This window comes from Salmonella sp. 2018103 (assembly GCF_026247685.1).
Classification (GTDB): domain Bacteria; phylum Pseudomonadota; class Gammaproteobacteria; order Enterobacterales; family Enterobacteriaceae; genus Salmonella; species Salmonella enterica.
The window spans coordinates 4127529-4148487 of sequence record NZ_CP111029.1; the positions used below are offsets into that span (position 1 = coordinate 4127529).

17 protein-coding genes and 1 pseudogene are annotated in these 20959 nt (G+C 52.3%); 13 read left to right on the forward strand and 5 right to left on the reverse strand.

All coding sequences use genetic code 11. The features are described 5' to 3' along the window. Positions 1 to 24: 24 nt before the first annotated feature. A complete protein-coding gene (gene melA, locus OLG56_RS19995) occupies positions 25 to 1380 on the reverse strand; it encodes an alpha-galactosidase (RefSeq protein WP_001527488.1) in 1356 nt (451 codons plus the stop codon). Positions 1381 to 1648: 268 nt separating this feature from the next. On the opposite strand from melA, the gene melR reads away from it, so the two are divergent. From melR to pmrB, 7 genes are all read left to right on the forward strand, one after another. After that, complete coding sequence (melR, locus tag OLG56_RS20000; RefSeq protein ID WP_000106992.1) at positions 1649 to 2581, forward strand: transcriptional regulator MelR; 933 nt, start codon at positions 1649 to 1651, stop codon at positions 2579 to 2581. A gap of 232 nt (positions 2582 to 2813) precedes the next feature. Then, positions 2814 to 5081, forward strand: coding sequence for an arginine decarboxylase (gene adiA, locus OLG56_RS20005; RefSeq protein WP_001542850.1), 2268 nt, complete (start codon positions 2814 to 2816; stop codon positions 5079 to 5081). Between the two features lie 297 nt (positions 5082 to 5378). Continuing rightward, entirely contained in the window at positions 5379 to 6140 is a 762-nt protein-coding gene (locus OLG56_RS20010; RefSeq protein ID WP_001217075.1) for an AraC family transcriptional regulator, read from the forward strand. A 139-nt stretch (positions 6141 to 6279) separates the two neighbouring features. Further along, positions 6280 to 7617: an arginine/agmatine antiporter gene (gene adiC, locus OLG56_RS20015; RefSeq protein WP_000093130.1), complete on the forward strand. Its 1338-nt coding sequence runs from the start codon at positions 6280 to 6282 to the stop codon at positions 7615 to 7617. Positions 7618 to 7750: 133 nt separating this feature from the next. Then, on the forward strand, positions 7751 to 9394 hold the full coding sequence (gene eptA / locus OLG56_RS20020; RefSeq protein ID WP_001630070.1) for a phosphoethanolamine transferase EptA: 1644 nt from the start codon (positions 7751 to 7753) through the stop codon (positions 9392 to 9394). Beyond that, positions 9391 to 10059 (forward strand): two-component system response regulator PmrA, encoded by a 669-nt coding sequence (pmrA, locus tag OLG56_RS20025; protein WP_000697894.1) that lies wholly within the window; start codon positions 9391 to 9393, stop codon positions 10057 to 10059. Before eptA ends, pmrA begins: the two co-directional genes overlap by 4 nt. Before the next feature lie 9 nt (positions 10060 to 10068). Then, complete coding sequence (pmrB, locus tag OLG56_RS20030; protein ID WP_001212189.1) at positions 10069 to 11139, forward strand: two-component system sensor histidine kinase PmrB; 1071 nt, start codon at positions 10069 to 10071, stop codon at positions 11137 to 11139. A gap of 7 nt (positions 11140 to 11146) precedes the next feature. Here pmrB and pmrR read toward each other — a convergent pair whose 3' ends face one another. Together pmrR and proP are read right to left on the reverse strand one after the other, a co-directional pair. Next, positions 11147 to 11236, reverse strand: a complete 90-nt coding sequence (pmrR, locus tag OLG56_RS20035) for an LpxT activity modulator PmrR (RefSeq protein WP_000844399.1) — start codon at positions 11234 to 11236, stop codon at positions 11147 to 11149. 69 nt (positions 11237 to 11305) lie between these two features. Next, on the reverse strand, positions 11306 to 12808 hold the full coding sequence (proP, locus tag OLG56_RS20040) for a glycine betaine/L-proline transporter ProP (protein WP_000919710.1): 1503 nt from the start codon (positions 12806 to 12808) through the stop codon (positions 11306 to 11308). A 467-nt stretch (positions 12809 to 13275) separates the two neighbouring features. Between proP and OLG56_RS20045 the strand changes: the two genes are divergently transcribed. The 6 genes from OLG56_RS20045 to yjcO all read left to right on the forward strand — a co-directional run bounded on the left by OLG56_RS20045 (position 13276) and on the right by yjcO (position 19305). Then, complete coding sequence (locus tag OLG56_RS20045; RefSeq protein ID WP_000056482.1) at positions 13276 to 13611, forward strand: zinc ribbon domain-containing protein YjdM; 336 nt, start codon at positions 13276 to 13278, stop codon at positions 13609 to 13611. A 119-nt stretch (positions 13612 to 13730) separates the two neighbouring features. Next, entirely contained in the window at positions 13731 to 14174 is a 444-nt protein-coding gene (gene yjdN, locus OLG56_RS20050; protein WP_001131302.1) for a VOC family metalloprotein YjdN, read from the forward strand. Positions 14175 to 14325: 151 nt separating this feature from the next. Then, complete coding sequence (gene phnO / locus OLG56_RS20055; protein WP_001530527.1) at positions 14326 to 14760, forward strand: aminoalkylphosphonate N-acetyltransferase; 435 nt, start codon at positions 14326 to 14328, stop codon at positions 14758 to 14760. Between the two features lie 257 nt (positions 14761 to 15017). After that, complete coding sequence (lpxO, locus tag OLG56_RS20060) at positions 15018 to 15926, forward strand: lipid A hydroxylase LpxO (RefSeq protein WP_000457035.1); 909 nt, start codon at positions 15018 to 15020, stop codon at positions 15924 to 15926. A gap of 365 nt (positions 15927 to 16291) precedes the next feature. Further along, positions 16292 to 18439, forward strand: coding sequence for a formate dehydrogenase H subunit alpha, selenocysteine-containing (locus OLG56_RS20065; RefSeq protein ID WP_011233236.1), 2148 nt, complete (start codon positions 16292 to 16294; stop codon positions 18437 to 18439). Positions 18440 to 18615: 176 nt separating this feature from the next. Further along, positions 18616 to 19305: a Sel1 family TPR-like repeat protein YjcO gene (gene yjcO, locus OLG56_RS20070; protein ID WP_000803307.1), complete on the forward strand. Its 690-nt coding sequence runs from the start codon at positions 18616 to 18618 to the stop codon at positions 19303 to 19305. 76 nt (positions 19306 to 19381) lie between these two features. On the opposite strand, the pseudogene OLG56_RS22410 reads toward yjcO, so the two are convergent. Both OLG56_RS22410 and gltP read right to left on the reverse strand, forming a co-directional pair. Beyond that, positions 19382 to 19458 (reverse strand): annotated as a pseudogene (locus OLG56_RS22410) (hypothetical protein); the annotation flags it as partial. Positions 19459 to 19462: 4 nt separating this feature from the next. Further along, on the reverse strand, positions 19463 to 20773 hold the full coding sequence (gltP, locus tag OLG56_RS20075; protein ID WP_000793278.1) for a glutamate/aspartate:proton symporter GltP: 1311 nt from the start codon (positions 20771 to 20773) through the stop codon (positions 19463 to 19465). Between the last annotated feature and the right edge of the window lie 186 nt (positions 20774 to 20959).

Genomic DNA, 20959 nt, shown 5'->3' on the forward strand with positions numbered 1-20959 from the left:
TCTGCCGTCCAGCGCGGCTGGAGATTAACGGCGTAACCAGGCCGGAAGCCAGTCGCCATGCGCGGCGATCAGATCGTCAACCAACGCATAGATTTCTTCGATACCCAGCACCGCTGCGGTATGAGGGTCCATCATCGCCGCGTGATACACGCGATCGCGGTTTTCCGTGAGGATGGCTTCGGTCAACAGCGTTTGCACGTTGATGTTGGTCTGCATCATCGCCGCCAGATGAGAAGGGATCGTCCCCACCTTCGTCGGTTGAATGCCGTTGGCATCCACCAGACAAGCCACTTCCACGCAGCTTCCCTGCGGCAGGTTATCAATCAGCCCCTCATTACGCACATTGCCGTAAATCACGCTCGGCTCGCCGGTCCACAGAGCGTTCATAATGGTGCTGGCGTACTCGCGGGACGGTTTGATGTCGATACGCTCGGCGGTTTTATACTCCTCCAGCTCTTTATGCCAGTTCGCCAGTTGTTCTACGCAGCGTTTCGGATATTCATCCAGCGGCACCTTGTAGCGCGCAATCAGATCCTCGCGTCCCGGTTTAATAAACCACGGCGTGTACTCGGCAAAATGCTCTGATGACTCGGTGACGAAGTAGCCCAACTTTTTGAACATCTCGTAGCGCACAATGTTCTGGCAGCGTTCATTGCCGTGAATATTGGGCTTCGGCGCCTGTCCGGCGTCATAGGCCGCCAGCAATTCAGGATAGAGATCGACATAAGTCCCGTCAGCCGTTTTGCGCTCCAGTTCGAGGTAAAACGCCATGTGGTTAATGCCGGCGCAGCGGTAGCGCAGCGAGGCGGGATCGATATTCAGGTCGCGCGCCAGTTCTTCCGCCGTTCCCTGTACCGAATGGCACAGGCCGACCTGTTTGATATGCGGATAGCGGGCATACATAGCCCAGGTGTTCATCGCCATCGGGTTGACATAATTGAGCATGGTGGCCTTCGGACAGACTTCCGTCATGTCTTCGCAAATCCGCCACAGATGCGGGATGGTCCGCAGCGCGCGCATAATGCCGCCCGGCCCCAGCGTATCGGCGATCGTCTGTTCCAGGCCATGACGCTTACAAACCTCAAAATCGGTCACGGTGCAGGGTTCGTAGCCGCCAATCTGAAAGGCGACCACCACGAAATCCGCATCCTGTAGCGCCGCTTTCTGGTTGGTATGGCAGGTAATCCGGCCAGAAGCGCCCGCTGAGTCCATCAGTTTCCGTACCACAATGTGCGACTCTTCCAGCCGGGTTTCGTCAATATCCATCAGGGCGACATGCGCTGATTTTAGCGCCTCGCGGTGAAACACATCGCCGAGGATATTTTTGACGAAAATCGTAGAACCTGCGCCGATAAAGGTAATTTTGGGTGCCGTCATCATGACTCTCCAGAACAGTAGTGAACACCTTCATGGTGGCACGCGTTCCCGGTGAAAACCTCCGTCTTCCCCGATGAGCATTCCCGAAAACTCAGATCGTATGCTGACGCGCGGGAGATCTGAGTTTTTGGGACAAAATGGCGTAAAAAGCAGAGTATTCGGCCTGAAAGTCAGGCTACGCTCTACAATATCGACGGATTCTGTGTCCGGATTCCCGGTTTCCTCCCGGCTAAAGGGGCATAATTCTGATAATTCAGGAAATGGAGTGACGATGAGTACGCAAGCAATATCCCTCCTCCCGCCCGACCCGCACATGTGCAACGGCGATGAAAAGCAAACCCGTAGCCCGCTGTCGCTCTATTCCGAATATCAACGACTGGACGTTGAGCTGAGGCCACCGCACAGAATGGCCAGCAGTCACTGGCATGGGCAAGTAGAAGTGAATGTTCCGTTTGACGGCGATGTGGAGTATTTAATCAACAATGAAGTCGTGCAGATAAAGCAGGGACATATCACCCTGTTTTGGGCCTGTACGCCACACCAGCTTACCCGCCCCGGCAACTGCCGCCAGATGGCGATTTTCAGTTTGCCGATGCACCTGTTTCTCTCCTGGCCGCTGGATCGCGATCTTATCAACCACGTCACGCACGGGATGGTGGTTAAATCACTGGCGACCCAGCAGCTTAGCACCTTTGAAGTGTTGCGCTGGCAGCAGGAAACAAGCAGCCCGAATGAGCAAATTCGCCAGTTGGCGATCGATGAAATCGGCCTGATGCTTAAACGCTTTAGCCTTTCCGGCTGGCAGCCTATTTTGCTCAATAAAACATCACGCACCCACAAGAATAGCGTCTCACGCCATGCGCAGTTTTACGTAAGCCAGATGCTGGGATTTATTGCCGATAACTACGATCAGGCGCTCACCATTAACGACGTCGCGGAGCATGTCAAACTCAATGCTAACTACGCGATGGGGATATTCCAGCGGGTTATGCAATTGACGATGAAGCAGTACATCACGGCGATGCGCATCAATCACGTACGTGCCTTATTGAGCGATACTGACAAAACGATCCTCGATGTCGCTCTGACTGCCGGGTTCCGATCCAGCAGCCGTTTTTACAGTACTTTTAGCAAATTTGTCGGCATGTCGCCGCAACAATACCGCAAGCTAAGCCAGCAACGACGCCAGACGATGCCCGGCTAAAGCCGGATACCACTATCAGCCAAAAAAATAATTCACCTGTCGATAAACGGCAGGTGAAATCGCTCGATATCAATAATTAACCCATTGTTTATTAAACAATAATATCAATAACTGACCATTATTCCATCACTTTACACCCCCTATTTGACGGGGTAATACTTGCCCACGTCACATTCATACGGCGGGTCGGCAAGGCGTAAATTGCACGGCCTCCACAACCGGGTAAAAGATGATGAAAGTATTAATTGTTGAAAGTGAGTTTCTGCATCAGGACACCTGGGTTGGCAACGCGGTTGAGCGTCTGGCGGATGCCTTGAGCCAACAAAATGTTACCGTCATTAAATCGACATCCTTCGATGACGGCTATGCCATCTTGTCCGCGAACGAAGCCATTGACTGTCTGATGTTTAGCTACCAAATGGAACAACCGGATGAGCACCTGAGCGTCAGGCAATTGATCGGTAAGCTTCACGAGCGTCAGCAAAACGTGCCCGTTTTCCTGTTAGGCGACAGGGAAAAAGCGACGGCATCGCTGGACCGCGACCTGCTGGAGCTTGTCGATGAATTCGCCTGGATTCTGGAAGACACCGCTGACTTTATCGCCGGACGCGCTGTTGCCGCCATGACCCGGTATCGCCAGCAACTGTTACCGCCGCTGTTTAACGCGTTGATGAAATACAGCGACATTCATGAATATTCATGGGCGGCGCCGGGACACCAGGGCGGCGTCGGTTTCACTAAAACGCCTGCCGGTCGCTTTTATCACGATTATTATGGCGAAAACCTGTTCCGCAGCGATATGGGGATTGAGCGTACCACGCTCGGTTCACTCCTCGACCATACCGGCGCGTTTGGCGAAAGCGAGAAAAACGCCGCCCGCGTATTCGGTGCTGACCGCTCCTGGTCCGTGGTTGTCGGGACCTCCGGTTCTAACCGTACTATTATGCAGGCCTGTATGACGGATAATGATGTCGTTGTACTGGATCGTAACTGCCATAAATCCATCGAGCAGGGGCTGATCCTCACTGGGGCCAAACCGGTATATATGGTGCCAAGCCGTAACCGTTACGGCATTATCGGGCCAATCTACCCGCAGGAAATGCAGCCTGAAACCTTGCAGAAAAAAATCAGCGCCAGCCCGCTGACCAAAACCAAAGCCGGACAGAAACCGTCTTACAGCGTGGTGACCAACTGTACCTATGACGGCGTATGCTATAACGCCAAAGAGGCGCAGGATCTGCTGGCAAAAACCAGCGATCGCATTCACTTCGACGAAGCATGGTACGGCTATGCGCGCTTCAACCCGATTTATTGCGATCACTACGCGATGCGCGGCGAGCCAGGCGACCATAACGGTCCGACCGTGTTTGCCACCCACTCCACGCACAAACTACTGAATGCGCTTTCACAAGCTTCCTACATTCATGTCCGTGAAGGCCGTGGCGCGGTGAATTTCTCCCGCTTCAACCAGGCATATATGATGCATGCCACCACCTCTCCGTTATATGCCATCTGCGCATCCAACGATGTGGCGGTATCGATGATGGACGGTAACAGCGGCCTGTCCCTGACTCAAGAGGTGATTGACGAAGCGGTTGATTTCCGTCAGGCGATGGCGCGTCTTTATAAAGAGTTTACCGATGAAGGCGACTGGTTCTTTAAACCGTGGAATAAAGACGTCGTCACCGATCCACAAACCGGTAAAACGTATGACTTCGCCGACGCGCCGGCAAAACTGCTGGCAACCGACCAGAACTGCTGGGTCATGCGCCCCGGGGAAACCTGGCACGGCTTTAAAGACCTGCCGGATAACTGGAGTATGCTGGACCCGATTAAAGTCAGTATTCTGGCGCCGGGTATGGGCGACGATGGCGAACTGGAAGCATCCGGCGTACCTGCTGCGCTGGTCACAGCATGGCTTGGCCGCCACGGTATCGTGCCGACCCGCACCACCGACTTTCAGATTATGTTCCTGTTCTCCATGGGGGTCACTCGCGGGAAATGGGGAACGCTGATCAACACGCTGTGTTCCTTCAAACATCATTACGACGCGAATACGCCGCTGGCGCAGGTGATGCCGGAACTGGTGCAGGATTATCCTGACACTTACGCGAACATGGGTATTCATGACCTGGGCGATAAAATGTTTGCCTGGCTACGTGAAAATAACCCGGGCGCCCGTCTCAACGCCGCCTATTCCACCCTGCCGGTTGCGGAGATTACCCCGCGCGACGCCTACAACGCGATTGTGAACAACAATATTGAAATGGTGGCGATTGAAAATCTACCGGGTCGCATCGCGGCGAACTCCGTTATTCCTTACCCGCCAGGAATCCCGATGCTGCTCTCCGGCGAAAACTTTGGCGATGAAAACAGTCCGCAGGTGGGTTACTTACGCTCACTGCAATCCTGGGATCATCACTTCCCTGGCTTTGAGCATGAAACCGAAGGCACGGAAATTATTGATGGCGTATATCACGTTATGTGCGTGAAAGCCTAATCACAAAGAGTCTTTTTTTTGAGGATGGCATGTATTCCCTGAGTATTGCTGCAAAACAATAATACTGTCATACCTTTTTGCGCGGGCCCCATCCCGCGCTTTTTTTATACAAAAATGACAAGTTGCCACTCGCGTACAACTTTTTGTACACCCTAAATCATCGTACAAATATTGTAATATTATTCAGGAAAGTTATTTTAGTGCAGTTTCAATTCATCACACAATTGACTCAGTCCCCGTTATCTCTCCCGTTTGGCGAGATCCGGTATTTTATGTTCATATTCCAGGAGTTCGGGTATGAGGATTTGCAGCAACGAACCTTGCATAGTGTTATTAACCGAAAAAGATACATGGTTACGAGTAAATGGTAAGGAGCCAATCAGTTTAAAAGCGAATCATATGGCCATTCTGGCTTGTGAAAATAACGTTATTGACATTTCATCATTAAATAGCGTGCTAGTAATACAAGTGAGTCGCAATAATATTAAAGACTATTTACAATTCCTGAATAAAGATCTCTCACACCTTCCCGTCTGGCAACGCAACGCCGATCCCTTATTGACCGCCAACTGTCTGACGCCGGATATCTTCAGGGTCGCTGCCCGCTACAGCGCGATGGAAACACCGGATGAAATTGTTAGTGAACGTACCCGTGCGCTCCTTTTCACCGTTTTATCCCGCTTTCTTGACCACAAAAAATTTATTTCTTTGTTAATGCACATGCTGCGCAGCCGCATCAGTGACAGCGTTTACCACATCATTCAGAGCGATATTCATAAAGACTGGAATCTGAGCGCCGTTGCCAGTTGCCTGTGCCTGAGTCCAAGCTTGTTAAAGAAAAAGCTCAAAAACGAGAATACCAGTTATAGCCAAATAATCACGACCTGCCGAATGCGTTATGCCGTAAACCAATTATTAATGGACGGAAAGAATATCTCTCAAGTCTCACAGCTGTGTGGGTATAACAGCACATCGTACTTTATTTCCGTGTTTAAAGAGTTTTATGGTATGACCCCCCTGCATTATGTTAGCCAACATCGGGAACGATCGGCTGCCTAATTTTTCTACACTCAACGATAAGACACGATAATAACAGCATTGGCGATAACCCGTCTCCTACATAATTCAGCGGCATTCTGAGGGGGTATGATACGACGTAATTTATCGTAACGAAGTCACCTTTTCAGGAGTCCAAATTATGTCTTCGGATGCTGATGCTCACAAAGTGGGCCTAATCCCCGTCACCTTAATGGTATCGGGGAATATTATGGGTTCAGGGGTATTCTTACTCCCTGCCAACCTGGCGGCCACTGGCGGGATTGCAATCTACGGATGGCTGGTCACTATCATCGGCGCCCTGGCGCTGTCGATGGTTTATGCCAAAATGTCGTCCTTAGATCCCAGTCCCGGCGGTTCCTATGCCTACGCACGTCGCTGCTTCGGGCCGTTTTTGGGCTATCAAACGAACGTGCTGTACTGGCTGGCATGCTGGATCGGTAATATCGCGATGGTCGTTATCGGCGTCGGCTATCTGAGCTATTTCTTCCCGATTCTGAAAGATCCGCTGGTATTAACGCTTACCTGCGTCGCGGTGCTGTGGATTTTTGTTCTGCTGAACATCGTCGGGCCGAAAATGATTACCCGCGTACAGGCCGTCGCCACCGTACTGGCGCTGGTGCCTATCGTAGGGATTGCGGTCTTCGGCTGGTTCTGGTTTAAAGGCGAAACCTATATGGCGGCCTGGAACGTGAGCGGCATGAATACCTTCGGCGCGATTCAAAGCACGTTGAACGTTACGCTGTGGTCATTCATCGGGGTAGAAAGCGCCTCCGTTGCGGCCGGTGTGGTCAAAAACCCGAAACGCAACGTGCCTATCGCCACCATCGGCGGGGTACTGATCGCCGCCGTCTGCTATGTACTCTCCACAACGGCGATTATGGGGATGATCCCCAACGCGGCGCTGCGTGTATCGGCATCGCCTTTCGGTGACGCGGCGCGTATGGCGCTGGGCGATACCGCAGGGGCTATTGTTTCCTTCTGTGCGGCAGCTGGTTGCCTGGGCTCTCTCGGCGGCTGGACGCTGCTTGCCGGTCAAACCGCAAAAGCGGCGGCGGACGATGGTCTCTTCCCGCCGATCTTCGCGCGGGTTAATAAAGCCGGTACGCCAGTGGCTGGGTTGCTTATCGTCGGCGTGCTGATGACTATCTTCCAGTTCAGCAGTATGTCGCCGAACGCCGCGAAAGAGTTTGGTCTGGTCTCCTCCGTGTCGGTTATCTTCACCCTGGTGCCTTATCTTTACACCTGTGCCGCGCTGTTGCTGTTGGGCCACGGCCACTTTGGTAAAGCGCGCCCGCTGTATCTGCTGATTACCTTCGTCGCGTTTGTGTATTGCATCTGGGCGGTCATCGGTTCCGGCGCCAAAGAAGTGATGTGGTCGTTCGTCACGTTGATGGTGATCACCGCGCTGTATGCGTTGAACTACAACCGCATTCACAAAAACCCGTATCCGCTGGATGCGCCGGTTAAACAGGATTGACCACGTGTAGTTAATGTTATCGCAACAGGCCGGATAGCGCAGGTTATCCGGCCGCCACCAACATTAAGTTCTTAAGGTTCACTTAATTTTACTTTGTCACGATTAGCGTCACCGAATCGATGGACGCATCAACATGTTAAAGCGCTTTCTTAAAAGACCTGTTCTTGGGCAAATCGCCTGGCTTCTGCTTTTTTCCTTTTATATTGCCGTCTGCCTGAACATTGCGTTCTACAAGCAGGTACTACAAGACCTACCGTTAAACTCGCTGCGCAATGTGCTGGTGTTTATTTCCATGCCGGTCGTCGCGTTTAGCGTGGTCAATAGTGTGCTAACGCTGGCCTCATTTATTTGGCTAAACCGACTGCTGGCCTGCGTTTTTATTCTGGTCGGCGCTGCCGCGCAGTATTTTATTTTGACTTACGGCATCATCATCGATCGCTCCATGATCGCCAATATGATGGATACCACGCCTGCGGAAACCTTTGCGCTGATGACGCCGAGAATGGTGCTGACGCTGGGATTAAGCGGCGTTCTGGCCGCCGTGATTGCCTTCTGGGTCAAAATCCGCCCGGCGACGCCGCGCTTACGTAGCGGGCTTTACCGCCTGGCCAGCGTCCTGATCTCTATTTTATTAGTTATTCTGGTCGCCGCCTTTTTCTATAAAGATTACGCCTCGCTATTTCGAAATAATAAACAGTTGATCAAAGCGTTAAGCCCATCGAACAGTATTGTCGCCAGTTGGTCATGGTATTCGCATCAACGGCTGGCGAATTTGCCGCTGGTACGCATTGGCGAGGATGCCCATCGCAATCCATTAATGCTGAAAGGCGATCGCAAAAACCTGACGATTCTTATCGTTGGCGAAACCTCGCGCGGCGATGATTTCTCTCTTGGCGGCTATCCGCGCGACACCAATCCGCGGCTGGCGAAAGACGATGTAATCTATTTCCCGCATACCACCTCTTGCGGTACGGCGACCGCGATCTCCGTTCCCTGCATGTTTTCTGATATGCCGCGCAAACATTATGACGAAGAGCTGGCGCATCACCAGGAAGGGCTGCTGGATATTATCCAGCGCGCGGGGATTAACGTACTGTGGAATGATAATGACGGCGGCTGTAAAGGCGCATGCGATCGCGTTCCGCATCAAAATGTCACCGAGCTAAACCTGCCCGGACAATGTATCGACGGCGAGTGCTACGATGAGGTGTTATTCCACGGTCTGGAAGACTATATCGACCATTTGAAAGGCGATGGCGTTATTGTACTGCATACCATCGGCAGCCACGGCCCAACCTATTACAACCGTTATCCACCGCAGTTTAAAAAATTTACCCCAACCTGTGACACTAACGAAATTCAGAACTGTTCCCAACAGCAGTTGATCAACACCTATGATAATACCGTGCTGTACGTGGACTATATTGTAGATAAAGCCATTAATCTGCTGAAATCTCATCAGGATAAATTCACAACCAGCCTGGTCTATCTTTCCGATCACGGCGAATCATTGGGTGAAAATGGCGTTTATTTACACGGTCTGCCGTATTCTATTGCGCCGGATACGCAAAAACATGTCCCGATGCTCATTTGGCTTTCTAAAGATTATCAACAGCGTTATCAGGTGGATCAGGCCTGCCTGCAAAAACGGGCGAGCACGCTGGATTATTCACAGGACAATCTTTTCTCAACCATGCTGGGATTAACCGGCGTACAAACGACGTATTACCAGGCCGCAGATGATATTCTGCAACCGTGCAGGAGACTAAGCGAATGAAGATACTGATTGTTGAAGACGACACGCTATTATTACAGGGGTTAATACTCGCCGCGCAAACCGAAGGCTATGCGTGTGATGGCGTTTCGACAGCGCGTGCCGCCGAGCATAGTCTGGAGTCTGGTCATTACAGTCTGATGGTGCTGGATTTAGGGCTGCCCGATGAGGATGGCCTGCATTTCCTGACGCGAATCCGACAGAAAAAATATACTCTGCCGGTACTCATTCTGACCGCCCGCGATACGCTCAACGATCGCATTAGCGGGCTGGATGTCGGCGCAGATGATTATCTGGTAAAACCCTTCGCCCTGGAGGAGTTGCACGCCCGCATCCGCGCGCTGCTGCGCCGCCATAATAACCAGGGTGAAAGTGAACTGACGGTTGGCAATCTGACGCTCAATATAGGCCGCCATCAGGCATGGAGGGATGGACAGGAACTGACCCTGACGCCTAAGGAGTACGCGCTGCTCTCACGGTTGATGCTCAAGGCAGGCAGTCCGGTGCACCGGGAAATTCTTTATAACGATATCTACAACTGGGATAACGAACCCTCGACCAACACTCTGGAAGTGCATATACATAATTTGCGCGACAAAGTCGGCAAGTCGCGCATTCGCACGGTTCGCGGGTTTGGCTACATGCTGGTTGCCACTGAGGAAAGCTAAGTGAGCCTGATGCGTTTTCAGCGAAGAGCGATGACCCTTCGCCAGCGTTTAATGCTGACAATTGGTCTTATTCTGCTGGTGTTCCAGTTAATCAGTACCTTCTGGTTATGGCATGAAAGCACTGAGCAAATTCAATTGTTCGAGCAGGCGCTGCGGGATAATCGCAACAACGATCGCCATATCATGCACGAAATTCGCGAGGCGGTCGCCAGCCTGATCGTCCCCGGCGTATTTATGGTTAGCCTGACTCTGCTAATTTGTTACCAGGCGGTACGGCGTATTACCCGTCCGCTCGCCGAACTGCAAAAAGAGCTGGAAGCACGGACGGCGGATAATCTGGCGCCGATCGCCATTCACAGCTCCACGCTTGAGATTGAGTCCGTCGTCTCGGCGATCAATCAACTGGTTACGCGTTTGACCACCACGCTCGACAATGAACGCCTTTTTACCGCCGATGTGGCGCATGAGCTACGCACGCCGCTGTCGGGGGTGCGTTTGCATCTGGAATTATTGTCAAAAACCCACAATGTTGATGTCGCGCCGCTTATCGCCCGTCTTGACCAGATGATGGATAGCGTCTCCCAGCTTCTGCAACTGGCGCGCGTGGGCCAGTCATTCTCTTCCGGGAATTATCAGGAAGTAAAACTGCTGGAAGATGTGATCCTCCCCTCCTACGATGAGCTGAACACCATGCTGGAAACGCGTCAGCAAACTCTGTTGCTGCCGGAAAGCGCGGCGGACGTGGTGGTGCGCGGTGACGCGACGTTACTGCGTATGCTGCTGCGAAATCTGGTGGAAAACGCGCATCGCTATAGCCCTGAAGGAACCCATATCACTATCCACATTAGCGCCGACCCCGACGCTATTATGGCGGTCGAAGACGAGGGGCCGGGTATTGATGAAAGCAAATGCGGGAAGCTAAGCGAAGCGTTCGTGCGGATGGACAGCCGTTATGGCGGAATTGGCCTGGGGCTGAGTATCGTCAGCCGCATCACCCAGCTACATCAGGGACAGTTTTTCCTGCAAAACCGTACAGAAAGAACAGGCACCCGTGCCTGGGTGCTGTTGAAAAAGGCATAACAGGCGTTTAATACGTCGTGACCCACACATAGATAAAACTGCTGACAATCAGCACACTACACAGGGTCGTCAAACTTTTATAAATATAGCTTTTCATGACGCTCTCCTCCAAAGGTATGGAGGAGAGTATGCCCGCGAGAGATTAAGCGAACCTTAAGCGCGAAATTTATTCATCGATGCGCGGATGTTGCTGTACCAGACGCGAACGTTTGACCTGCAGCTCCGCGATTTCCTGATCGATGTCGTCGATTTTCTGCTCAATATTATCGTAATGCTCGCCCAGAATTTCCTTCGCTTCCTGGATGTCCGACGCCGCTGGCGTTGCGCCTTTTAACGGACGATTGGCCGTCTCTTTCATGGAAATACCGGTAATCAAGCCTATCACCGCGATGACCATCAAATAATACGCCGGCATCATCAGATCCTGCGAGCTTTCCACCAGCCAGGCCGCCAGCGTTGGCGTCAAACCGGCAATCAATACAGAGATATTAAAAGCCGCCGCCAGCGCGCTGTAACGAATATGCGTCGGAAACATCGCCGGCAATGTCGAGGCCATCACCCCGGTAAAGCAGTTCAGAATCACCGCCAGCATCAACAAACCGGCAAAAATCAGGCCAATAACGTTACTGTTAATCAGGATGAAGGCCGGGATCGCCAGCGCAAACAGCGCAATGCTGCCCATAATCACAAATGGACGTCGACCGAAACGGTCGCTCAGCAGCCCCATCACCGGCTGCACAAACAGCATCCCGATCATAATGGCGATGATAATCAACACGCCGTGATCTTCAGAATAGTGCAGATTATGCGACAGGTAGCTCGGCATGTAGGTGAGCAGCATGTAGTAGGTCACGTTGGTGGCAATCACCAGACCGATACATGACAACAGGCTCCGCCAGTGTTTGGTGGCAATCTCTTTAAAGGAGACTTTCGGCCCATCCTGCAGCCCTTCGCGGTCGCCCTGCTCCAGTTTATCCACGTGCTGCTGAAACGCTGGCGTCTCTTCCAGCGCATGGCGTAAGTAGAGACCAATAATTCCCAATGGCAGGGCGATAAAGAACGGAATACGCCAGCCCCACTCCAGGAAATTCTCCTCGCCGACAATCGTTGAGATTAAGACCACCACGCCCGCGCCCAGCACGAACCCGGCGATGGAACCAAAATCCAGCCAGCTTCCCATAAATCCGCGTTTACGATCCGGCGAATATTCCGCGACAAAGATCGACGCGCCGGTATATTCCCCGCCAACCGAGAAGCCCTGCGCCATTTTACATAGCAACAACAGTATTGGCGCCCAGATACCGATCGTCGCGTAAGAGGGAATTAACCCGATACAGAAAGTACTGATCGACATAATCACAATCGTGATCGCCAGGATCTTCTGGCGCCCGTATTTATCGCCGAGCATACCAAAGAATAACCCGCCGAGCGGACGAATCAGGAAGGGAACGGAAAACGTGGCCAGCGCGGCAATCATCTGGACGCTGGGATCGGCACCGGGGAAAAAGACTTTACCCAACGCGTAGGCAACAAATCCATAAACACCAAAATCAAACCACTCCATCGCGTTGCCCAGCGAGGCGGCGGTAATCGCTTTGCGAAGTTTACCATCATCAATGATGGTCACATCGCCCAGTGTAATCGGTTTTATTTTTTTCCTTTTCAGCATAGCTGTCCTCATAGGCTAAGCCCTGTAGCGCTATATACGGCGGGCACTGGCATACCGCGCCAGCGTCGCCGTCGAGCGGAGGGAGGGGCGCGAACGCTCTCCCTCATACAAGCGTAGCAGGTTTACTTACACTGTCCGGTTACGGACTGTACAACCGAACCTGTTGACGCCTGAATGGGCAGTTAATGACCTTTTTACCCTAACAGGGTTTAAATATGTGATCAACTTCACACATATATGTCAATTCGGTCAAAAGGTGTAAATAAGGACGCCCTAATGCGCTGTGGTGACAGTAAAAAAGCGGTTATTCGAGTGTAAACCATTGCTGACTGGCGTGGCGCAGACCCATTTATAAAAGCGGCAATAGTCCCGACAACGCTAAGGATTTTGTGTATAATTGCGGCCTTTTTCGGCGATCTGCCATTTTTGGGCGCGTTTGCCCCCGCTGACTTTTTGAGGATACCAACATGTCATTACCCCACTGCCCGCAATGTAACTCCGAATATACCTACGAAGATAACGGCATGTTCATCTGCCCGGAATGCGCTCACGAATGGAACGATGCGGAACCCGCTCAGGAGAGCGATGAGCTGATTGTCAAAGACGCCAACGGCAACCTGCTGGCGGACGGCGATAGCGTCACCATCGTGAAAGATCTGAAAGTAAAAGGCAGCTCTTCCATGCTGAAAATCGGCACCAAAGTGAAGAATATTCGTCTGGTTGAAGGCGACCATAACATCGACTGCAAAATCGATGGTTTTGGCCCGATGAAACTGAAATCCGAGTTCGTGAAAAAGAACTAATTTACCGTGTCATTGCCCGGTAGCGCCTCGCTTACCGGGCCTGAGCGGCCCTGCCACCGGCAATATTGTGCCAATTTCGAACTACACTTAACGAGCATCTCTTACCTGAGGTAACCATCATGCCGTTAAGTCCCTATCTCTCTTTTGCCGGCAACTGTGCCGACGCCATCGCGTATTATCAACAAACGTTAGGCGCAGAACTGCTTTATAAACTCAGCTTCGGTGAAATGCCCCCCTCGGCGGCGGATAACGAAGAGGGCTGCCCGTCAGGAATGCGCTTTCCCGATACTGCTATCGCCCACGCCAACATGCGCATTGCCGGCAGCGATATCATGATGAGTGATGCCAGCGCGTCGGGAACGGCGCATTATTCCGGCCTTACGCTGGTGCTTGATACCCAGGATGTAGCAGAAGGGAAGCGCTGGTTTGATAACCTTGCCGCACAAGGGCAAATCGAAATGGACTGGCAGGAGACCTTCTGGGCGCAGGGTTTCGGCAAGGTCAGCGATCGTTTCGGTGTGCCGTGGATGATTAACGTGGTTAAACATCAGCCTGCCACCTAACTCCCCGGGAGGCTCGCCCTCCCCCTTGCCATCAGAGTGATCTTTGGCTGCACGTTATCCGCCGTTTAACTGTCATAGAATAAATAATGACGGTAGTTTGTTACAGTCTGTCGAAAGATGGTTGATCCTGATGAAGCATCGGGAGGACATTATGCCAGTCTGTGAATTACGCCACGCGACAACAGAGGATACCGATTCTGTTTACGCGCTTATCTGTGAGTTACTTAAAGATGAGCTTGATTATCAGGCTTTCAGGGATGGGTTCGCCGCTAATTTACTGGACCCCAACTTTCATTATCGTTTAGCGCTGCGCAACGGAGAGGTAGTCGGCATGATCAGCCTGCATATGCAGTTTCATCTCCATCATGCCAACTGGATTGGCGAAATTCAGGAGCTGGTGGTATTACCGCAGATGCGGGGACAAAAAGTTGGCAGTCAGCTTCTGGCCTGGGCAGAAGAAGAAGCACGTCAGGCGGGCGCCGAGCTAACGGAGCTTTCCACAAATATTAAACGCCGCGATGCACACCGTTTTTATGTTCGCGAAGGTTACAAGCAAAGTCATTTTCGGTTTACGAAAGCATTGTGATCTGGCAGCCGTCATCGGGAGATAAGACATAACGTAATCAACCGTCACCGGGTGAAGTAGCGGAGCCATCTTAATTCTACTGTCGGCAAGCCTGGATAAAGATTAAACGGGCTGACTCGCTTCTTTAACAAAAATGGCCCTTTTAAGTTGTATAAATGTAAATTTATTGTCAACGAACTACACTTTTCTCTTTGGCATCACCGGGAGGGTTGCCTGAAAATCCCGGGATGAGGTTTTCTTAGAAGGACAGTGACGTTATGTTCGCAGCAATCATTATCGGTATTTTTATTATCAGCGTCATTTATGCGCATTCACGCGGGGTGGAAAAACAAAAGCTTTCCCGTCAGCTCTTTGACCACTCGACGTTTATGGCGCCGATCAATATGTTCATGACTCGCTTCTCAACGTTACCGGCAAAGCAGCCGTACTTTGATACCACGGCATTTCCAGAGCTGCAGAAGCTGACGGAAAACTGGCAGGTGATTCGTGAAGAGGCGCTACGGCTTCAGCATCACATAAAAGCCGCGCAGTCCAATAACGACGCCGGATTCAACACCTTTTTCAAGCGCGGCTGGAAACGGTTTTACCTTAAATGGTATTCCGATGCCCACCCGTCGGCGGAAACGTTATGCCCGATAACGACAAAGCTGGTCAACAGCATCCCCTCTATCAAAGCGGCGATGTTCGCCGAGTTGCCTCCCGGGGCCTATCTGGGAAAACATCGCGACCCCTATGCCGGTTCAGTACGTTACCATCTTGGATTAAGCACACCGAATGATGACCGCTGTTTTATTGAAGTTGATCGACAGCGCCATAGCTGGCGCGACGGCGAAGCCGTCATCTTCGACGAAACCTACGTTCATTGGGCGGAAAATAAAACTGAGCAGACGCGTATTATCCTCTTTTGCGATATTGAGCGCCCAATGAAATGGCGCTGGGCGCAGAGCGTAAACCACTGGGTCGGCGCATCGTTGATGTCCGCCGCCAGTTCGCCAAACGACGAGAACGATCGCACCGGTGCGATTAATCGCATCTTTAAATACGTTCACGCAGCACGCGATGCCGGGCAACGGCTGAAAAAGAAAAACCGCACTCTCTATTACGCGCTGAAATATCTCGTTATTGCCGCTATTTTTGCCGCGATAATCCTTTTCAGCCTCCTCTGAAGCCGGGCCGCGGTATGGAACTGCCTGCCGCGGCCCGTTCTATCCTGGCGTTAGTCTCAACGCGTTCCCTGGCCTTGAGTCTATCCATCCGGACAATTTATTAAAAACCCCCACTTCAGGCAGAGCAGATTGCCGGATGGCGGCTCCGCCCTATCTGGCCTGCGCTCCGCGTTTCTCCCCATAATAAATGTCATGCGGCATTTTCTTTCGACACGTCAAAACTGACGATAGCCTGTTTTTCGTCAGGGTTTTGAACAAAATTCGCCCGTAATATCAGGGAAAGCCCATACTAAAAAAGTGGCATAAAACATGCATACTGAGGGCGACAGCGCGTATGCGCGATTTGATTAACTGGAGCGAAACCGATGAAAAAAGTCGTCACGGTTTGCCCGTATTGCGCATCAGGTTGCAAAATCAATCTGGTGGTCGATAACGGCAAAATCGTCCGGGCTGAGGCGGCGCAGGGGAAAACCAACCAGGGTACCCTGTGTCTGAAGGGCTACTACGGCTGGGATTTTATTAATGATACCCAGATCCTGACCCCGCGCCTGAAAACCCCAATGATCCGTCGCCAGCGTGGCGGCAAACTGGAATCTGTTTCCTGGGATGAAGCGCTCAATTACGTCGCTGAACGTTTGAGCGCCATCAAAGCGAAGTACGGTCCGGATGCAATCCAGACAACCGGCTCCTCTCGCGGTACCGGAAATGAAACCAACTATGTAATGCAAAAATTCGCACGCGCCGTTATTGGTACCAATAACGTTGACTGCTGCGCTCGCGTCTGACACGGCCCATCGGTTGCAGGTCTGCACCAATCGGTCGGTAACGGCGCAATGAGTAATGCGATTAACGAAATTGATAACACTGATTTAGTGTTCGTCTTCGGGTATAACCCGGCGGATTCCCACCCTATCGTGGCGAATCATGTGATTAACGCTAAACGCAACGGGGCGAAAATTATCGTCTGCGATCCGCGCAAAATTGAAACCGCGCGCATTGCCGACATGCATATCGCGTTGAAAAACGGCTCGAATATCGCGCTGCTCAACGCCATGGGGCATGTCATTATTGAAGAAAACCTGTACGACAAAGCGTTTGTCGCCAGCCGTACTGAAGGTTTTGAAGAGTACAGCAAGATTGTCGAAGGCTATACGCCGGAGTCCGTCGAAGAGATCACTGGCGTGAGCGCACAGGAGATTCGTCAGGCGGCGCGGATGTATGCCAGCGCGAAAAGCGCAGCGATCTTGTGGGGGATGGGCGTCACCCAGTTCTATCAGGGTGTGGAAACCGTGCGTTCACTGACCAGCCTCGCGATGCTGACCGGCAACCTCGGCAAGCCAAGCGCGGGCGTTAACCCGGTTCGCGGCCAGAACAACGTTCAGGGTGCGTGCGATATGGGCGCGCTGCCGGATACTTATCCGGGCTACCAGTACGTTAAGTTCCCGGAAAATCGCGAGAAGTTCGCTAAAGCCTGGGGTGTAGAAAGTCTGCCTGCGCATACCGGCTATCGCATCAGCGAGCTGCCGCACCGTGCGGCGCATGGCGAAGTGCGCGCGGCGTACATTATGGGTGAAGATCCGCTGCAAACCGATGCGGAACTCTCTGCAGTACGTAAAGCGTTTGAGGATCTGGAACTGGTCATCGTGCAGGATATCTTCATGACCAAAACCGCGTCGGCGGCGGATGTGATTTTACCCTCCACCTCGTGGGGCGAGCATGAAGGCGTCTTCTCTGCGGCTGACCGTGGTTTCCAGCGTTTCTTTAAAGCCGTTGAGCCGAAGTGGGACCTGAAAACCGACTGGCAGATTATCAGTGAAATCGCCACCCGGATGGGCTATCCGATGCACTACAACAACACCCAGGAGATCTGGGATGAGTTGCGTCATCTGTGCCCGGATTTCTACGGCGCCACTTACGAGAAAATGGGCGAGCTGGGCTATATCCAGTGGCCGTGCCGCGACACGTCGGATGCCGATCAGGGAACCTCGTACCTCTTTAAAGAGAAGTTCGATACCCCCAACGGTCTGGCGCAGTTCTTCACCTGCGACTGGGTAGCGCCTATCGATAAACTCACCGAAGAGTACCCGATGGTACTGTCGACGGTGCGCGAAGTCGGCCACTACTCCTGCCGCTCAATGACCGGTAACTGTGCGGCGCTGGCCGCGCTGGCCGATGAACCGGGCTATGCGCAAATCAATACCGCCGACGCCGCGCGTCTGGGCATTGAAGATGAAGCGCTGGTGTGGGTTCATTCGCGCAAAGGCAAAATCATCACCCGCGCGCAGGTCAGCGATCGCCCGAACAAAGGGGCGATTTACATGACCTACCAGTGGTGGATTGGCGCCTGTAACGAGCTGGTGACTGAAAACCTCAGCCCGATTACCAAAACGCCGGAGTACAAATACTGCGCCGTACGCGTTGAGCCGATCGCCGATCAGCGAGCCGCCGAGCAGTATGTGATTGATGAGTACAACAAACTGAAAACCCGCCTGCGCGAAAGCGCAATGGGTTGATCTGCCGGATGGCGGCATCAGAATGCTTTATTCGGCCTGCGTCTACTGTAGGCCTGATTAGATGCATTAGCATCGCCATCAGGCATTTTCCCTATAACAGCCTCCGCCCGGAGGCTGTTTTTTTATCCATACGATCTCTTTATACTGTCTTTTCCGTACCCTAAATAAAATTCAAAATGAAACCACTTCTTGCATTGATGTTGTTTATGACATTCTTTGCCCATGCCGCAGATCCTGAGCCGGGTAGCCAGTATTTGCAGGCAGCAGAGGCAGGTGACAGACGCGCGCAATATTTTCTGGCCGACAGTTGGTTGAGCTATGGCGATTTGAACAAAGCTGAATACTGGGCGCAAAAAGCCGCCGACAATGGCGACGCCGACGCCTGCGCGCTACTGGCGCAAATCAAAATCACTAATCCGGTAAGCCTGGATTATCCCGACGCGAAAAAGCTGGCTGAAAAGGCGGCTAACGCGGGCAGTAAAGCGGGCGAAATTACGCTGGCGCGGATCCTGGTCAACACCCAGGCCGGGCGTCCGGACTACCCAAAAGCCATCTCGCTGCTGCAAAAGGCCTCTGAAGATCTGGATAACGACTCCGCGGTGGATGCGCAAATGTTGCTTGGCCTGATTTACGCCAACGGCGTGGGCATTGCCGCCGATGATGAAAAAGCCGCCTGGTATTTCAAACGCAGTTCCGCCATTTCCCGTACCGGCTATTCAGAATACTGGGCGGGAATGATGTTTTTAAACGGTGAACCGGGCTTTATTGAAAAGAACAAGCAGAAGGCGTTGCACTGGTTGAATCTAAGCTGTCTGGAAGGGTTTGATACCGGTTGCGAAGAGTTCGAAACGCTAACAAATGGCTGATGTTTATTGCCTGATGAACGTAGTCGTTGTAGGCCTGATAAGCGTAGCGCCATCAGGCAACCCGGAGCAGGTTGTCGGATGGCGGCGTGAACGCCTTATCCGGCCTACATTTTCTTTCTCTGTAGGCCGGATAAGCAAAGCGCCATCCGGCAATCCGTTATTGGGCGGTCTTATCAAATTTCCCCAGTACGTCGCGCTCATAGGCCAGCGCTTTTTTACGGTCAAACTTGTGTTCCCACTTGGCAATCACCAGCACCGCCAGCGCATTCCCCACCACATTTAGCGCAGTACGCGCCATGTCGAGGATACGGTCGACACCGGCGATAAACGCCAGCCCTTCCAGCGGAATGCCCACGCTGCCCAGCGTCGCCAGTAACACCACGAAGGAAACGCCTGGCACGCCGGCAATCCCTTTCGACGTCACCATCAGCGTCAGCACCAGTACAATTTCCTGCCACAGCGACAGGTCGATACCGTATAGCTGCGCGATAAAAATGGCGGCGATGCTCTGGTATAACGTGGAGCCGTCGAGGTTAAATGAGTAACCGGTCGGTACCACGAAACTGGTGATAGAGGCTGGCGCGCCGTAAGCTTCCATCTTCTCGATAATGCGCGGCAGCACGCTCTCGGAGCTGGCGGTCGAGTACGCCAGAATCAATTCATCTTTCAGAATGCGAATCAGAATCCAGATACTTAACCCGCACAGGCGCGCCACGATGCCCAGCACCACCAGCGCAAAGAAGATAATGGCAAAGTGTACCAGCAGCACCAGTTTCGCCAGCGGCCACAGCGACGCGAAACCAAAATTCGCCACCGTGACGGCGATCAGCGCAAAAACGCCCACTGGCGCATAGCGCATCACCATATGGGTGACTTTAAACATGGTTTCAGAGATGGAACGAAATACCGTCACCAGCGGTTCGCGGTGCGTTGCCGGCAGGGACGACAACCCCAGCCCAAACAGGACCGAGAAAAAGATAATTGGCAGCATATCCCCTTTGGCCATCGATGCGATGATATTGGTCGGCACCAGCGACAGTATCGTCCCCATCAGCCCATGCGCATGACTTTGTACTTCCGCCGTGGTGTTCTGGTATTTCGAAATATCGACGGTCGCCAGTTGCGACATATCAATGCCTGAGCCTGGCTGAAAGACATTCGCCAGCGTAATGCCGAGGATAATCGCCACCGTGGTGATCAGTTCAAAATAGAGAATGGTTTTGGCGCCGATACGGCCTAGCTGTTTCGCATCGCCAACGCCGGCGATGCCGACAATCAGAGTCGAGATCACGATCGGCACTACGATCATTTTAATCAGGTGGATAAAGATATCGCCAGCAGGCGACAGCAGGTTGGCAATCAGCCATTCACGACTGTCACTGTGATAATGCAGATAGCTGCCCAACAGAATGCCCAGCACCATAGCCAGCAAAATTTGCCAGGCCAGGCTGACTTTCAAATTTTTCATAACAACAGACTTCCTCGATGAAGCGTTGCTCTCCGCCGAAAGCATGAGAGCAATACATACTGAAAGGGTATGATTTGTGTTGCGTTGGTTTGTAGAGTTTTTTAACGCGCATAATCAGTATCATTTGCATAGCGTCTTGCGCAACCCTTTCATAACAGGGCTTTTGGCTGTTTTTATGCATAATAA

What these genes read in the sequence shown, in the direction of transcription:
- melA (WP_001527488.1), bottom strand. Translation starts at nt 1,380, where the DNA reads ATGATGACGGCACCCAAAATTACCTTTATCGGCGCAGGTTCTACGATT.
- melR (WP_000106992.1), top strand. Translation starts at nt 1,649, where the DNA reads ATGAGTACGCAAGCAATATCCCTCCTCCCGCCCGACCCGCACATGTGC.
- adiA (WP_001542850.1), top strand. Translation starts at nt 2,814, where the DNA reads ATGAAAGTATTAATTGTTGAAAGTGAGTTTCTGCATCAGGACACCTGG.
- OLG56_RS20010 (WP_001217075.1), top strand. Translation starts at nt 5,379, where the DNA reads ATGAGGATTTGCAGCAACGAACCTTGCATAGTGTTATTAACCGAAAAA.
- adiC (WP_000093130.1), top strand. Translation starts at nt 6,280, where the DNA reads ATGTCTTCGGATGCTGATGCTCACAAAGTGGGCCTAATCCCCGTCACC.
- eptA (WP_001630070.1), top strand. Translation starts at nt 7,751, where the DNA reads ATGTTAAAGCGCTTTCTTAAAAGACCTGTTCTTGGGCAAATCGCCTGG.
- pmrA (WP_000697894.1), top strand. Translation starts at nt 9,391, where the DNA reads ATGAAGATACTGATTGTTGAAGACGACACGCTATTATTACAGGGGTTA.
- pmrB (WP_001212189.1), top strand. Translation starts at nt 10,069, where the DNA reads ATGCGTTTTCAGCGAAGAGCGATGACCCTTCGCCAGCGTTTAATGCTG.
- pmrR (WP_000844399.1), bottom strand. Translation starts at nt 11,236, where the DNA reads ATGAAAAGCTATATTTATAAAAGTTTGACGACCCTGTGTAGTGTGCTG.
- proP (WP_000919710.1), bottom strand. Translation starts at nt 12,808, where the DNA reads ATGCTGAAAAGGAAAAAAATAAAACCGATTACACTGGGCGATGTGACC.
- OLG56_RS20045 (WP_000056482.1), top strand. Translation starts at nt 13,276, where the DNA reads ATGTCATTACCCCACTGCCCGCAATGTAACTCCGAATATACCTACGAA.
- yjdN (WP_001131302.1), top strand. Translation starts at nt 13,731, where the DNA reads ATGCCGTTAAGTCCCTATCTCTCTTTTGCCGGCAACTGTGCCGACGCC.
- phnO (WP_001530527.1), top strand. Translation starts at nt 14,326, where the DNA reads ATGCCAGTCTGTGAATTACGCCACGCGACAACAGAGGATACCGATTCT.
- lpxO (WP_000457035.1), top strand. Translation starts at nt 15,018, where the DNA reads ATGTTCGCAGCAATCATTATCGGTATTTTTATTATCAGCGTCATTTAT.
- yjcO (WP_000803307.1), top strand. Translation starts at nt 18,616, where the DNA reads ATGAAACCACTTCTTGCATTGATGTTGTTTATGACATTCTTTGCCCAT.
- gltP (WP_000793278.1), bottom strand. Translation starts at nt 20,773, where the DNA reads ATGAAAAATTTGAAAGTCAGCCTGGCCTGGCAAATTTTGCTGGCTATG.